The sequence below is a fragment of the Photobacterium sp. 53610 genome (assembly GCF_036409375.1).
Taxonomy (GTDB): Bacteria; Pseudomonadota; Gammaproteobacteria; order Enterobacterales; family Vibrionaceae; genus Photobacterium.
On sequence record NZ_JAXOFS010000002.1, the window covers coordinates 689,600 to 702,661 of the forward strand.

Here is a 13,062-nt window from a genome sequence, read left to right on the forward strand (position 1 = left end):
TCGTTGCCTGAAATTGGTCTTAACGGCAGGAGCAAAATCATGAGCCGGGAGTTATACCGGGAGTTATACATAGGCGTGATGTCCGGCACCAGTATGGATGGTGTGGATACGGCGCTGGTTGCGATTGACGAGCAACACCTTGAATTATTAGCCCATGATGACTTTCCGATGCCCGCAGACCTCAAACAGCGGTTGCTGGATGTATGTATCGGCCAGCAAACCAGTCTGATTGAAATCGGTGCGCTGGACCATCTGCTCGGGCACCTGTTTGCTGATGCGGTCAATGCCCTGCTGAAGAAATCCGGCTATTCCGCCGGACAGATCCGGGCGATTGGCAACCATGGTCAGACGGTATTCCACCAGCCTTGCGGCGATGCTCCCTTCACCATGCAGCTGGGAGATGCCAATATTATCGCCACCAAAACCGGGATCGATACCGTGGCCGACTTCCGCCGCAAAGACATGGCGCTCGGCGGACAAGGTGCCCCGCTGGTGCCCGCGTTTCACAAAACCATCTTCCAGTCTTCCGACTCCAGTGTCGTGATTCTGAACATCGGCGGCATCGCCAACATTTCCGTGCTCCGCCCGGATCAGCCGGTGCTCGGGTTTGATACCGGTCCCGGCAACATGCTGATGGATGCCTGGTGTCAGCAACATACCGGCCACAAATTTGATCACGACGGCCAGTTCGCCAGTCAGGGCGAGGTCTGCCAGACACTGCTGCATGCCTTGCTTCAAGATCCATATTTTGCCCGTTCAGCCCCGAAGAGCACCGGCCGGGAACTGTTTAACCTGCCCTGGCTGACCCAACACCTGGCAGGCCAGACACTCAAACCAGAAGATGTGCAGCGCACCCTGTGTGAATTCACCGCAGTTACCATTGCCCGGGATGTTCTGTCATTTCAGTCCGGCCCGCAGCCGACCCTGCTGGTCTGCGGCGGCGGAGCCCGGAACCCGCTCCTGATGACACGTTTAGCGGCATTGCTGGGCGACTGGCAGGTTTCCACTACCGGTGAACATGGCATCGACAGTGATTACATGGAGGCCATGGCATTTGCCTGGCTGGCTCAGCGACGCATTCACAACCTGCCGAGCAATTTACCCGAAGTGACCGGAGCCAGCCGACTGGCGTCTCTGGGAGTGCTGTACTTCGCCTGAGCACACATGCAACGGCAGCCGGAAGGCTGCCGCTGACATTTCTTTCAACCCAAAATGAGGTATAACAAATTCAGCACCGCCAGCGCGATAATCGGCCAGAGCGTCAATTGCATCCCCAGTACCCGGCCTTTCAGGCTGTCAGCCAGAATCCCCCGGCCATGGATCACCCGCCCTGAGGTAAACACCAGCCCGGCAAGGACAATCAGCCAGTTTGCACCACCGTTTTCTTCCAGCAGAAAAAGTAAGATCAACGCAATTGGAATATAGTTCACCGCATTTGACTGCGCCGAACAGGCCAATTGCAGATCTTTTGCTTTCCCTTCTCCGTCGCCGTAACCAATTTGATGACGCCGACGAGCCTTGATGACCTGGATCGACAGCCAGCAGAGCCACAGCGCCAGCACCGAAGCAAAAAAACTTGTCGTCATGAGCAGAACACTCCCTGTGATTTATGATGACTTTCATAAGCTTATACCAGAATGTTGACAATGAACGCTTCCTAAACGTGTCAATTCTCAGTTGCGTGACAACCATTTTCTCCGGCCTGAATGATGGTCAAGCTGGGCAACACTAAGCTAACACTCAGAGCATGATAAAAAAGCCGGGCTGTGATGTTGCAGCCCTGCAACTTCATTGACCACGGTATGTGGTGTGACTGATTTTAGGGGCTGAACATGATGAACAAATCATGGGAGTGCGCATGCGGGCTGATCGGGATCAGCCTGCTGGCGGGTTGTGGCGGAGAAGCCAAAGCACCTGCCACGCCAGTAAAAACTATTTCTACCTATTCTGTTACCGCCATTGACGGCTATCTCGAAAATGCCCAGGCGTGGGTGGATATCGGGGAGAACTTCCGCTTCGAAGGCGGGGATCGCAAAGGCATGACCAATGCTTCAGGTCAGGCTTCCATTTTCCTCAATGGCCTGGACAAACCTTCCCAATATGCTTCCTTTGTCCTTGCGATTCCGGGACAAACCGTCGATCGGGATCAACCGGACAGTCCCGTCGCCACTGGCTTTCTGATGTCTGCCCCGGTGGGCTATACCACGGTCACCCCGCTGACCAGTATCGTTCATCTCTATATGTTTGAAGGACTTGGGGAATCAACCGCAATTGCAGCCGTGGCGCAGTCTCTCGGAATTGGCACGGATCAGGTCATGGGCGATTACATTGCCGACAGCCTGGCAGATGTCGCCGTAAAAGCCCGGGCCATCGTCATACTGGGGATCCTGCCGGAACAGGAACTGACCAGCGGTGCCGATGTGACCGCACCGCTGGCGGAGTTTCGTCGCTTACGCGATGCCCTGAAACAGTTAGATACCCATCACCATCTGGTCAGAGATGCTCATGGCCGGATTATTTTGGACAGTGACAGTCAGCCTGTGATTGTTGATGATGTCGCGCTGAGCACCGACACTGACGGCGATGGCGTGATTGATGCGGCAGACCCTTTCCCGGATGACGCCACAGAAAATGCAGACTACGACTATGACGGCATCGGAGATAACGCCGACCCCGATGATGACAATGACGGCCTGACCGATGCCGAAGAGGCTGTTCTTAAAACCGATCCGTTCAATGCGGATACCGATGGGGATGGTGTCAGCGACAAAGATGACCAGTTCCCGACTGACGGTAGTGAAACCGTCGATACGGACGGCGACGGGACCGGTGATAATGCAGATCCGGACAATGATAACGATGGCGTCAGTGACAGTTACGACGAAGATCCGATGGACGCGGCAAAATCAAACTGTCAGTTTGATGCCATCATCTCCAGCACATTTGATATGGATGCCAGCTCAGTACATAGCGTCATCCTGCAATGCGGGGGTTATCTGCCCCTCGGGATTGCCGACGTGCAGGCGCTAACAACACTACGTCGCAGCCATGTGACCGGTACAGGCGGCAGTGAAGCCTTTGAATTTTCAAATGACGGCACTGGCGTTCGCTACCGGAATGGTCTGGCCACCGGAAGCTTCAACTGGCTGATCACCACCAGTAATGACCGCAACGGCTTCGCGCCCGGTATGGTGAAGATTTTCCACAGCAACGGTGATGCGGAAGTCTGGGCGCTGCTCAATAAGCACAGCGAAACCAATGCCTTCGTCGTTTATTCTGAATATGCCAGTCAGGGCAATGGCCTCATCGATACGCAGGCAATCTCGCAGATGCGGAGTCTGGATTACCGGCAGTCAAACGATCCTGTTCCGGCTGCCAGTGCGGGCCTGCCCCCCTGCACCACCGATGACTCTTCGTTCTCTGGAGATGCGCCCACCACAGCAGCAACCAAAGAACAATTTACTGCAGCGATCGAAACCTGCAAACAAGGTACGACTGGCGGGGATATTACGTTTACTGCCGACCTTCTGGCCAGCCAGTCCTTCCTGTGGGGACAATCGGGTGACGATCTGTCCACCCGTTACACCTTCCTGACCACCGACGGTGAAAATCAGGGCTTTGGTTACCGTCAGAAAAACGGAGACTATCAGACTTATCAGTGGGAAGTGGAAAACAATCAACTGGTGATCGTCGGCAGTGATGTTGCAAATTCAACCAGCTGGATTCAAACCTTTGCCGCACTGGGAGAAGACGAGGCTAACCATGAAACCAACTGGAAGGTGTTTACTCAGGATACCCTCTGGGTGAAAAACGGCACACCCGGCGGCATTACGGCCGAACAGGGCGCCATCAGTTCGGGTTCACTGGTCCGGAGTGCATTACCCGGCGACATATTGTCACATTGTGATGACTTCAACACCGGCTGGAATGACAGTACACAAAGCCCGACGGACAGTGGTGCAACCCGGACAGAGTACGATCAGGCACTGACCAGCTGCGGAACCCCATGGGCTGCAACGCCGTTGAAGTTCACTGCGGCGCTGCTGACCAATACGAAACTCCTGACGGACAATGGTCACAGCCTTGAGTTCTCCGGCGTACCGGCAGCCAACGGTGACGGATTACTCTCTGGCACCGGTACCTATGTCACGCCGGGTGCGGACCAGCCGGTTACCGAAGCATTCAGCTGGGTCATTCAGACCAACGGACAACTGGAGATCAGTTTCACCGGCAGTGACAAAACCATAACCTGGACCTTACAGGATGCCGATGGCCTTGGCTTTGCGGCGTTGCGATTCATGACCGATCCGGACTGGCAACTGGCGACGGATCATGGCGTGATCCGCAATGTCTCTTTCACCGTGAATTCGCTGATGTAGCAGTTGCTGCCGATCTCAAAAGCACAATTGAAATTGATAAAACAGGTGGCTAAATTCGCCACCTGTTCGTTTTTATGACGAATGATTTTCTCTGGAAAGCACTGGGTGTTCGCACATGAATTCGCTTCAAAGCCGTATCAAACCTGGCTTCGCCAGCTTGGATGAACATTGGCACGTATATTGATTATTCAAATCCAATTTTCCTCAAACGAATGTGACGACTGATGAATCAAACAGCCAAAAAAGTAATGCTCCCAGCTTCCCTCACCGGTATCCTGCTTTTCTCCGGCATCGTCGGTGGTATCCCTTTCAGCTTTGCTGATGAACAAACCCGCACGTTACCCCTCAGCAGTTTCGACTCGCTGACGGTTGAAAAAGGGATGGAAGTCAGCGTGCACTGCAGTGACCGAAACTATTTTGAAGCCACCGGAGACAGCAAAGTCCTGGATCAAATGAAAGTCAGGGACCGGCAGGGGACGGTTCAGATCAGCAATGAATCTGAGGGGAAATGGGAAGATATTGAACCCATCACGCTTCATGTCTATACCGCACAGCCACTGCATAAACTCGAAGCCAGATTTGGTATTCAGGCCGATGTGGATAGTTGTGCCCTTGCGAAAGACAGCTTCACAGCCATCGGCAAAATGGGCAGTAAACTGACACTCAGCGGCGAAACCGAGACCCTTTCACTTGAGCTGGCCATGGGTGCCGTACTGACGCAGGCCCCACAACCATTACAGATCAACAAAGCCACCGTCGAGCTGGGTATGGGCGCCAGCGCCTGGTTATGCCATGCCAAATCGGTTTCCGGTAATCAGTCAGCCGGGACCCGATTATCCGTTTCTCCCGGCACGCAAACCCACATCAACAGCGGCTACGGCACAACCCTCGTATTTGATGCGTGTTAACAGAAGTCAAAAAAATTCAGGGCAGGCACGTCAGTACCTGCTCACTTCTCCCTGAAAAATCACCTCATACAAAGATCATCTTTTTCCTTTCAAAGTTCTCAGTTCAATACACCCGCTAAGATAAACATCCAACGTCAGCATCCGGGGTACGGGGCCAACAGATATGCCTGAAATTTCAATCAACGATGCCAAGCGGGCGATTCTTGCAGCGACAGAGCACTATGAAAAACGGATTGAATCGAGTGTCATGATTTCGCTGGATAACGGCGAGTCGGTCAATGTTCTGTTTTCAGGGATCAGAAATCAGACTCATTGGCTGTTTGGTTTACCCGATCTCTATTTGCTAAACAAAACCGACATCCCCCTCCTTGCGCGCTGGTGGCAAAAGCTCCATCCGAATAACTGCAAGATGGTGGAGAGACAGCAAAAGTACCCGGGCGCCTATGTGATCAACATTCAGTACATGACTGCATACCGGGAAATGATCATGCAGGTACCGGTCACATGAATCATGGCTAGACTCACCATCAAAAAGATGAAGGCCCATACGGGCCTTCAAAAATTCGTCTATTGAAACCGGTCACCCGATCTCAAATGATGTCACGCCAAACAGCCGATTCAGCGGCAATGCTGGCGCATTTTGGGTATACATCCGGGCGGTGCCGAAGGACACTGTCATCCCATATTTTTCGGCCAACGCAACGGCTGCTCTATTGACCTCCGGCACATCCAGAAACACAGGCTGAGATGAATCTGCACGGGATTTCAGTGCAAGAAACAAACGCTCGGCCAGCTGGGCATTATCCGCATACAAAGGACCAATTTTATAGCCGGTTCTGCACTGGCGAATCACACCATAGCCAGCCAGCTGATCATTTTCCATGATCCCCAGCGCATGGCTGTGCGGCTGATTAATCCAGGTTTTCAAAAAGTCGGTTCGCTGAACGGGAAAGAAAGGCTGGTCATAAGCTTCAATCGCATCCAATGGCACATCAGACAGCGGTACAACCGCTGCATCTGGCTGGACATCTCCGCCAGCCACACCTTCATACCGAAGATTGCTGTACGCCAGTTGAAAACCGGATTTCTGATAATTTGCCTGCTGCTCAACCACGCCATCCAGACCGACATTGCAGCCAGTCAGAGATTTCATCGCTGCATTCCAGAGTTGAATGCCATACCCCTTCCCGCGGTATTCCGGCTTTACAATATAAAATCCGATAAAGCCAAACGTGCTGTCATAGCGGATCGCAGAAATTGTCGCGATTGGTTCTTCATCAAGCAGGCCAATCAGAAAACCATTAGGATCAGCCTTGGCGTAACAGGCTGCATCATTGAGCCCCGGATTCCACCCTTCCTGAGCAGCCCACTCAACCGCGATTTCGACTTCGTCCGTTTTCATCGGCCTGATCGTCAACAACTTGTTTTCCATCACATATTCTCCTGACGTTTTTATGATTATTCTTTTGAGTTGCATTTATACGAACAGTAACACAAGCCAGAAAAAGCGTCGGCTGGACCAGTCAGCATCGCATTAGTTTTTCAGGGCCATCTGCATGATGTGCTGTGGCCCGGCTGCACCCCCCAGATAAAGATCACCGGTATCGGTAAATCCACCTTGCTCATAGCAATATCTGGCAGCCGGATTTTTGCAGTTCACCGTCAGAAACAGCTGCAGTGCTTCCGGATAAGCTGATTTCAGGAATGGCTTCAGGCTGGCAACAGCGGCCTTACCGTAACCTTTGCCCTGATGATGCTGATCGATGAAAAAGGCACGCAGCCCCAGAGCATCTGTCTCTGAAAAATCGTAACACTGACCATAGCGGGTATCGATCAGAAAGAAACCGACGACAGTTTCCCCATCCAGAATCACATGCGGATGAACGATATTGTCGATGATCACCAGAATCTCATTCATGGTCCCGACAAATTTCACCTGTGTTTCCTCAACCGACAACACCGCAACTTGCTCAAGATGAGCCGGTTTCATTGCTTCAATACGAATCAGATTCATGATTTCCCTGCGAGCTGCAATATAAAACAATCAGTTAGATGAGCAGTTTAAGTGATTCGAGCCGTAAAAAACGAAGACTGTTTACCCGGAGGTTGAGGCAGGTCTCATTATTCATTGAGACAGAGGCTATAGTAAACAAAGGTCATATGTCAGTTTGGTGACAACCACCAGGAAGTGACAGCGTCACTAAATTGAAAGCAATGACCGGCTTTCTGAATGTATTTTCTGTATGAGTTGACTTTGAAAGGAGTAATTTATGGCTAGACGAGTCTCGAACAAGCGCATCAAAGAAATCCTGAAAAAAGCTACTGAGAAGAAAAAATAAGTGCGTTTCAATCACCACTTCAGAAAAGACAACCCCGCCAATTGCGGGGTTGTTGCATGTTCTGGCTCAGAAAATACGGAACCGTTATGGCACTCCGTGTCCTTTGGAGGCCACCCAGACCCGGAACCACTGCTCACGGCTCAGCTCAAACGCCAGTGAAGCCACCGCATCTTTCACCCGCTCAATTTTTCCGGAACCGATAATCGGCAAAGGCTTGGACGGTAAACGGCGTACCCAGGCATAAATGACCTGATCAATGGAATCAGCACCGATTTCCTGACGAATCGCTTCCAGTTCATTGCGAACACGAACGGCCTGCTCAGACTGACCATTGAAGATCTCGCCGCCGGCCATACAAGACCAGACCATCGGTTTCGTGCGTTTCATTTGCAGCTGAACCAGAGTGCCGTCATGACAGACCTCAAAATTCAGCGGATTGATTTCAACCTGATTCGTCACCAGTGGTGCGTCTAACCGTGATTGCAGCAGGTCGAACTGTGCTGGCGAGAAGTTTGACACCCCAAACTGCGCCACTTTGCCCTGCTGCTTCAGTGCTGCGAAAGCCTCGGCCACTTCATCGGCATCCATCAGCACATCCGGACGGTGGATCAGCAAAACATCGAGCTGCTCGATGCCAAGGCGTTGCAATGAATGATTCACCGACTCGGTGATGTGCGATTTGCTGGTGTTGTAATGGTTAATCTTCTGCTCAGGATACTGGCTGCCACACAGTTTGATATCGCACTTCGAGACAATCTGAATGTGCTCACGCACACTCGGATCCAATGCCAGCGCTTCACCAAACAGCTGCTCACAACTGTACCCTCCGTAGATGTCGGCATGATCAACGGTCGTGATCCCCAGCTCAATATGCTGCTTCAGGAAGGTCAGTCGCTCCTGAGGGCTCATGCCCCAGTCTGCCAGACGCCAGTAGCCTTGGACCAGTTCAGAAAACTCAGGCCCCTGAGGCGTCAGTTCGACTTTTGCCACCATAGCAATACTCCTTTATTCATTGCTCGAAATAATTCCTAATCCTAGGCTGGATTGAGGCAGCGGGCAATGATATAACCCACAAGATTCGAACCAGAGTACGAGTATTCAATGTCATTTTCAGAACGATTAAGAAACCTGATGGGTAAGGAAAGCATCAGCGGTTTTGCCCGTCGGGTCGAGCTGAGTGAAGGGCTGATCCGTAAGTATTTGAATGGCAGTGAACCCAGCCTGCAGAAGGCCAATCAAATCGCGATGAAAGCCAATTGTTCACTGGAATGGCTGGCCACCGGCTGTGGTTATCTCTACCGTCAGGCTGAAGTCGTGGACAAAGATGCGCTGGCTGTTGCCTGGGAGCATGTGACCGGGCAATCATTCAGTGGCAAAACCGCAGACGAACTCACCAAAGTGCTGTCCGGCTACCAGTTTCTCCGCACCCATAAAAAATCCGATGGCTACCTGGATGTACAGGCCATGGCCAGCTTTTTGTCTCTGGCACAACAGGAAGAGCCATCGTAACGACTGAACAACAAATTTCCCTCCCCCCAGACAGGAGAGAGGGAAAGTGAAAACGCATCCATACGCTACTTGCGCATCGCATTCAGCTTGTTTTGTGCAATCCCCAGCACAGAATCCGGCGGATAACCGCCCTCCTGCCATATACCCGTTTCTTCTCCCGTCAGCAGGCTGATGGCTTCACTGACATGATGAATCGCCCAGATATGGAAATCTCCTCTCTCCACAGCGGCTAAAACATCTTTACGCAACATCAGGTTATGCGCATTCGACTGCGGGATAATGACACCCTGCCGGGCATGACGGCCTTTAATGGTACAGACATCGAAGAAGCCTTCGATCTTCTCATTGACACCGCCAATCGGCTGCGCCTGTCCGAACTGATTCATCGAACCGGTGATCGCGATCGACTGGTTGAGCGCGCAGCCCGAGAAAGCCGAAATAATCGCACACAGCTCCGCCATTGAGGCGCTGTCTCCGTCGACACCACCATAAGACTGTTCAAACGTCAGATGGGTGGTCAGCGGAATTTTGGCGCTTTTTCCAAACAGGGAAGACAGGTATGCCGTCAGGATCATCACGCCTTTGGAGTGAATCCGGCCACCCAGCTTCACGCTGCGTTCGATATCCATCACCTCGCCTTCTCCCCAGGACGTAGTCGCGGTGATCCGGTTCGGAATCCCGAAACGATGATCGGACGTCGAAATCACCGACAGACCGTTAATCTGCCCCGTCACTTCCCCCTGCGTATCAATCAGCGTGGTGCCGTTTCTGAAGGTGTGCAGCATTTGATCCTGCAACCGGCTGACCCGTTTTTCCTGACGGAGCAGCGCCTGTTCAACATGAGCCACACGAATCATGGTCGCATTGGCCGCTCTGGCGGTGTAATTGGTCTCCCGCAGGAGATTTGCAATATCCGCCGAATGCAGCGACAACTTATTCTGATCTTCTGCCTGACGAGAGCTGTATTCGATAATCCGGGCAATCGCTTTACGGTCGCAATGCAGCATATTGTTATCGTGCACAATGCTGGAAATGAACCGCGCGTACTGCGCTTCTGACCCATCAGTGCGATCCATCTCATCTTCAAAGTCCGCAGTCACCCGGAACAGTTCGCTGAAGTCCGGATCATAATGCACCAGCAACTGATAGGTTTGATAATCACCGAACAGAATAATCTTCACATCCAGTGGAATCGGCTCCGGTTCCAGAGAGATCGTGCCGGATAACGTCACTTCCCTTTCCAGCGAACTCAGGTTCAGCTTCCGCGAACGCAGCGCACGCTTGAGACCGTCCCACACAAATGGCCGCTCCAGCACTTTCACCGCATCCATCAACAACACACCGCCATTCGCACGGTGCAGGCTGCCGGATCGGATCAATGAAAAGTCGGTAAACACGGTGCCTTTATAGGTCGCATTTTCGATATAACCGAAAATTGTGTGGTAATTCGGACTTTCTTCCACCACGATCGGAAAACGCTCACTGTCCTGACTGACCAGCACATTCACCTGATAACGCCGCGGCATTTTCCGGTCCAGCGCCGCATAAGCCAGCGCGACCTGATCTTCACTTTCTTCCAGGAAGATATCGAGATTTTCCAGAATATCTTTCTGCATCGCCGACAGATATTCCTTAATCTCACTATGGCCCCGATACTGCTTTTTCAAAGGCTTGATGAAGTGCGACACCACGCCCAGCGCGACTTCTTCATTCAGCTTCTGGATTTTATCGGAGAACTCTTCTTCCCAGTCGGTCATCTCGCGGGCAATCCCACGCAGTTTCACTTCCAGTGCACTGATAATTTCTTCAAACTTCTCCTGCTCAGCCTGAGGTAATGCTTCAAAACTTTCCTCGGTATGAGGCTCTTCGCCGTTCATTGCCACCAGCTGATAGTCGCCCTGAGTGGTCAGTGTCAGGCTGACATTCTGGTCCTTAGCTTCAGTCGTCAGGTTGCCCAGTGCCGTTTGCTGTTTCTGCGCCAGCTGATTTTTCAGCTGCTCAGAACGCGAATAATACATTTCATTGTCAAAGGCCAGCGGCAGCGCTTTCACCATCCGCATCATCAGCTTTTCGATATCTTTTTTGAATGGCGTCCCCATTCCCGGTTGCAGTTTCAGCACTTTCGGGGTACGCGGCTCATCAAAGTCCGCGACATAACACCAGTCATACAACGGCGACGCATCACCATTGGGATCATGACGGTTCAGGTAGCGCAGCACCATGGTGCGCTTCCCCAGCCCATTCCGGCCAACGGCATAAATGTTGTAACCCTTCTCCTTAATCGACATCGCAAACTCAACCGCCTGCTGTGCACGTTCCTGGCCGACGATCTCGTCCAGCGGTTCTAAATGTTTGGTCGATGTACAGTCGGCATCCAGCCCGTTCAGGGTGCAGCTGCGGTACAGGGTATCGGCTTTTAATACTTGAATGGTCATACCCTTCCCCTTCTTCTCTTCACTGATAATGGTTTCAGTGTAGTCAGCAAATAGTTACTTTTTAGTGACTTAGCTTGGTTTTAGGGCGTAAAACGTTTGATTGTCTGTTTTTTGTGCGATTTTGGATTCGGGGAAATGAAACCGGCTTGGATTTGGTTGGTTGATTTTAAATCGCCCAAAAGGTTTAAGCCGTAAGAAGACAGGCGAAGCACAGGCCATTTATTCCAGAACGACTGAATCGCTGCGGTCCTGATTCCCCCTCGCAACACACCGGGAAATAACGTTGAGTCGATCATTTCAGCCTCCGCATTGAAAGTCCGCTCTAAAAGAGATTTTTTTGTATTGGATACTGCTGATGGCGGTGAATGCCGCCATCAAATTCACTTAACGATGTAACCTTTACGTTTGCCATTCAATCAGCGGAAACTGCTTCAGTAAAGTGGTTTGCTTCATCCACCCAGCAACGACCCGCCTCAACGGCACGTGTCGCATCATCCGTGGCATTGCCCGTTTGCTTGATAACCGGAACCTGCGCTTCAAGATAATCGCAATGCTCCTTGAGCCGATCCCGTAAATAACCAATCAGGCGAATCCCTTGCAACGGCGTGGTATTTGCCAGCGAAAGCACACACCAGCCGTTCATCAGACCAAAGTGATCGCCCCGCTGCACATAGGTGATTTTTGCATTCATTACCTGCCCGGTATCATCGCCGTTATCGTCAACCTCTCGCAGAATCAGGACATCACCAGCACGATAATCACGATCGTTCAAACGCACTTCATGGGTTTTACGTCCGGCTAAGACTTCTCTGAAATGAACAGGCTGTACTTTCACTTCATGGAGAGTGACTTGATTCACGATTGCACCCCCGCTGTCAGGTGCGCTTCAGCAATCAACTCAATCAGCTTATCTTCAATCGCCAGCAAATCCTGAATGTCATCATGTGCAAAATGAAATGAATCATCAAATAAACGAACTTCACTTTGCCAGTATTCATAAGGGGTATTTTGCGGACACACGTAAATATACAGCCAGTCGGTATGGGGCGAATAGCTCACGTGAACATGCAGCAAGTGTTTACACTCGATTGCCATTTGCAGAATGCCTAAGGCCACATCATGAGCACTGCGATTTAGGATCGCCTCGGCCAGTTTCTCAGCGTCCATAGCCCCTGTTTCTGCCGGTTCTTCCTGAGAGCTGAAGGAAGTTGTCCCCTGAACCAGTACGTGCCGCACAATGGCTTCACAGCGGTTTAACAACATCAGATTTTCTTCCGAGTGCCGGTTCACTTCTTTGAGTAATTCAACGGCTTCTTTTTTTGCCTGCTGGGCTTGTTCCAGTATGGCTTGTGCATGACTCATGCTTTTCTCCTAACCAAAGTGACAAGAAAGTCCGCACCAGGCGGACACATTGCAACATCAATTCACGGGAAAACTTGAAGGGTTCATACAACAAAGAGGACCAGTCAGGTTCTCAGAACCGATGACAACG

At 51.6% G+C, this 13,062-nt stretch carries 12 protein-coding genes; 5 read left to right on the forward strand and 7 right to left on the reverse strand.

The annotated features are described in order from the left end of the window. Positions 1 to 39: 39 nt before the first annotated feature. Entirely contained in the window at positions 40 to 1,158 is a 1,119-nt protein-coding gene (locus SPK40_RS09760) for an anhydro-N-acetylmuramic acid kinase (RefSeq protein WP_330960319.1), read from the forward strand. 44 nt (positions 1,159 to 1,202) lie between these two features. Here the strand turns inward: SPK40_RS09760 and SPK40_RS09765 are convergent, their stop codons facing one another. After that, on the reverse strand, positions 1,203 to 1,586 hold the full coding sequence (locus SPK40_RS09765) for an MAPEG family protein (RefSeq protein ID WP_330960320.1): 384 nt from the start codon (positions 1,584 to 1,586) through the stop codon (positions 1,203 to 1,205). 246 nt (positions 1,587 to 1,832) lie between these two features. Here SPK40_RS09765 and SPK40_RS09770 point away from each other — a divergent pair, with 246 nt between their 5' ends. From SPK40_RS09770 to SPK40_RS09780, 3 genes are all read left to right on the forward strand, one after another. Beyond that, the gene (locus SPK40_RS09770; RefSeq protein ID WP_330960321.1) at positions 1,833 to 4,379 is read left to right on the forward strand and encodes a hypothetical protein; all 2,547 of its coding nucleotides are present in this window, start codon (positions 1,833 to 1,835) and stop codon (positions 4,377 to 4,379) included. A gap of 224 nt (positions 4,380 to 4,603) precedes the next feature. Further along, the gene (locus SPK40_RS09775) at positions 4,604 to 5,287 is read left to right on the forward strand and encodes a GIN domain-containing protein (protein ID WP_330960322.1); all 684 of its coding nucleotides are present in this window, start codon (positions 4,604 to 4,606) and stop codon (positions 5,285 to 5,287) included. A gap of 163 nt (positions 5,288 to 5,450) precedes the next feature. Then, complete coding sequence (locus SPK40_RS09780) at positions 5,451 to 5,795, forward strand: hypothetical protein (RefSeq protein ID WP_330960323.1); 345 nt, start codon at positions 5,451 to 5,453, stop codon at positions 5,793 to 5,795. Positions 5,796 to 5,867: 72 nt separating this feature from the next. Here the strand turns inward: SPK40_RS09780 and SPK40_RS09785 are convergent, their stop codons facing one another. The 3 genes from SPK40_RS09785 to SPK40_RS09795 form a co-directional block, all read right to left on the reverse strand. Beyond that, the gene (locus SPK40_RS09785; RefSeq protein WP_330960324.1) at positions 5,868 to 6,719 is read right to left on the reverse strand and encodes a GNAT family N-acetyltransferase; all 852 of its coding nucleotides are present in this window, start codon (positions 6,717 to 6,719) and stop codon (positions 5,868 to 5,870) included. Between the two features lie 102 nt (positions 6,720 to 6,821). After that, positions 6,822 to 7,301 (reverse strand): GNAT family N-acetyltransferase, encoded by a 480-nt coding sequence (locus tag SPK40_RS09790; RefSeq protein WP_330960325.1) that lies wholly within the window; start codon positions 7,299 to 7,301, stop codon positions 6,822 to 6,824. Between the two features lie 409 nt (positions 7,302 to 7,710). Further along, positions 7,711 to 8,619, reverse strand: a complete 909-nt coding sequence (locus SPK40_RS09795) for an aldo/keto reductase (RefSeq protein WP_330960326.1) — start codon at positions 8,617 to 8,619, stop codon at positions 7,711 to 7,713. Positions 8,620 to 8,727: 108 nt separating this feature from the next. On the opposite strand from SPK40_RS09795, the gene SPK40_RS09800 reads away from it, so the two are divergent. Then, positions 8,728 to 9,135, forward strand: a complete 408-nt coding sequence (locus tag SPK40_RS09800; RefSeq protein WP_248141911.1) for a helix-turn-helix domain-containing protein — start codon at positions 8,728 to 8,730, stop codon at positions 9,133 to 9,135. Between the two features lie 65 nt (positions 9,136 to 9,200). On the opposite strand, the gene SPK40_RS09805 is transcribed toward SPK40_RS09800, so the two are convergent. The 3 genes from SPK40_RS09805 to SPK40_RS09815 all read right to left on the reverse strand — a co-directional run bounded on the left by SPK40_RS09805 (position 9,201) and on the right by SPK40_RS09815 (position 12,932). Continuing rightward, complete coding sequence (locus SPK40_RS09805; RefSeq protein WP_330960327.1) at positions 9,201 to 11,570, reverse strand: Lon protease family protein; 2,370 nt, start codon at positions 11,568 to 11,570, stop codon at positions 9,201 to 9,203. A 412-nt stretch (positions 11,571 to 11,982) separates the two neighbouring features. Then, on the reverse strand, positions 11,983 to 12,429 hold the full coding sequence (locus SPK40_RS09810) for a DUF3850 domain-containing protein (RefSeq protein WP_330960328.1): 447 nt from the start codon (positions 12,427 to 12,429) through the stop codon (positions 11,983 to 11,985). After that, entirely contained in the window at positions 12,426 to 12,932 is a 507-nt protein-coding gene (locus SPK40_RS09815) for a hypothetical protein (RefSeq protein ID WP_330960329.1), read from the reverse strand. The genes SPK40_RS09810 and SPK40_RS09815 overlap by 4 nt, the downstream gene beginning before the upstream one ends. Positions 12,933 to 13,062 lie beyond the last annotated feature (130 nt).

What these genes read in the sequence shown, in the direction of transcription:
- SPK40_RS09800 (WP_248141911.1), top strand. Translation starts at nt 8,728, where the DNA reads ATGTCATTTTCAGAACGATTAAGAAACCTGATGGGTAAGGAAAGCATC.
- SPK40_RS09780 (WP_330960323.1), top strand. Translation starts at nt 5,451, where the DNA reads ATGCCTGAAATTTCAATCAACGATGCCAAGCGGGCGATTCTTGCAGCG.
- SPK40_RS09760 (WP_330960319.1), top strand. Translation starts at nt 40, where the DNA reads ATGAGCCGGGAGTTATACCGGGAGTTATACATAGGCGTGATGTCCGGC.
- SPK40_RS09765 (WP_330960320.1), bottom strand. Translation starts at nt 1,586, where the DNA reads ATGACGACAAGTTTTTTTGCTTCGGTGCTGGCGCTGTGGCTCTGCTGG.
- SPK40_RS09785 (WP_330960324.1), bottom strand. Translation starts at nt 6,719, where the DNA reads ATGGAAAACAAGTTGTTGACGATCAGGCCGATGAAAACGGACGAAGTC.
- SPK40_RS09795 (WP_330960326.1), bottom strand. Translation starts at nt 8,619, where the DNA reads ATGGTGGCAAAAGTCGAACTGACGCCTCAGGGGCCTGAGTTTTCTGAA.
- SPK40_RS09790 (WP_330960325.1), bottom strand. Translation starts at nt 7,301, where the DNA reads ATGAATCTGATTCGTATTGAAGCAATGAAACCGGCTCATCTTGAGCAA.
- SPK40_RS09815 (WP_330960329.1), bottom strand. Translation starts at nt 12,932, where the DNA reads ATGAGTCATGCACAAGCCATACTGGAACAAGCCCAGCAGGCAAAAAAA.
- SPK40_RS09770 (WP_330960321.1), top strand. Translation starts at nt 1,833, where the DNA reads ATGATGAACAAATCATGGGAGTGCGCATGCGGGCTGATCGGGATCAGC.
- SPK40_RS09775 (WP_330960322.1), top strand. Translation starts at nt 4,604, where the DNA reads ATGAATCAAACAGCCAAAAAAGTAATGCTCCCAGCTTCCCTCACCGGT.
- SPK40_RS09805 (WP_330960327.1), bottom strand. Translation starts at nt 11,570, where the DNA reads ATGACCATTCAAGTATTAAAAGCCGATACCCTGTACCGCAGCTGCACC.